Origin of the sequence: Bifidobacterium sp. UBA6881 (genome assembly GCA_002451435.1) — a bacterium.
Lineage (GTDB): Bacteria > Actinomycetota > Actinomycetes > Actinomycetales > Bifidobacteriaceae > Bifidobacterium.
The window spans coordinates 2362-2924 of the sequence record DKCF01000025.1 but is presented as its reverse complement, the minus strand read 5'-3'; the positions used below and the strand labels follow the sequence as shown (position 1 = coordinate 2924).

Here is a 563-nt window from a genome sequence, read left to right as displayed (position 1 = left end):
GCCTTTTCGGAAGCGATCGACGTCACGGATGAGATGCGCGACCGTCGCCATAATCATCGCGTGGTGATCGCCATGCGCGTCATCGCGGCCATGCTCATCGTCATCGCGATATGCATCGGCGGTTTTCCCGCGGCGTTGCAATACCGCGCCGCGCGGGAACTGTCGAACACATCCGACGATTCCGCGCAGACGGTCGATGGCTGGCCGTACCCGCAGGCGGATGAGGCGTTCGCCGCGGCGAAGGCGTACAACCGAAGGCTCGCCAAATCCGGACAGCCGGTTCTCGGCGAGGCGAAGGACCCGTTCGCCGCGGTGCAGGGCGGTTCGCGGGCCAGCGAGTCCGATGCCGACGAATCGGACAGCGCAAGCGCGAAGGACGCGGAATACCAAAGCCTGCTCAATACCGGTGACGGCGTCATGGGCACCATCCGCATTCCCAAAATCTCGGTGAAACTGCCGATCTACCATGGAACCTCGCAATCCGCGCTCGCTTCGGGCGCCGGGCATCTGTACGGCAGCAGCCTTCCGGTCGGCGGGCGAAGCACGCATGCGGTGATCACCGG

At 64.8% G+C, this 563-nt stretch carries 1 protein-coding gene; it reads left to right on the top strand.

The genetic code is table 11. The features are described 5' to 3' along the window. Positions 1 to 563 (top strand): sortase (locus tag B3C64_RS01985; RefSeq protein ID WP_291533354.1); only part of this gene is annotated, 563 nt, incomplete at both ends.